1 protein-coding gene is annotated in these 254 nt (G+C 55.5%); it reads left to right on the top strand.

Translation table 11 applies throughout. The features are described 5' to 3' along the window. Nucleotides 1–15: 15 nt before the first annotated feature. Nucleotides 16–254: LysR substrate-binding domain-containing protein (locus SB751_RS33090; RefSeq protein ID WP_410749382.1), on the top strand; the 239-nt coding region annotated here is incomplete at its 3' end.

Here is a 254-nt window from a genome sequence, read left to right as displayed (position 1 = left end):
AGGCAAGCAGGTGAGATGCGCTTCGCCCGTGGCGACGAGAAAATCTCAGTACCGGTCAAGGGCACAGCAGCCGTCAACGAGACTGGGCTCTACATCAAAATGTGCCTTGAAGGCTTTGGGCTCGTGCAACTCGCCGAGAATGTTGTTTCCGAACATCTACGAGAAGGGCGGCTGGTCGAAGTGCTTGCTGACTGGCAGCCTGACCGGGTTCCTGTGCACTTGTTATATCCACATCAGCGCTTTCTATCACCAGC

Origin of the sequence: Cupriavidus sp. SIMBA_020 (genome assembly GCF_046535395.1) — a bacterium.
In the GTDB taxonomy this organism is placed as follows: Bacteria; Pseudomonadota; Gammaproteobacteria; order Burkholderiales; family Burkholderiaceae; genus Cupriavidus; species Cupriavidus campinensis.
This window is presented reverse-complemented; position numbering and strand designations above follow the sequence as displayed.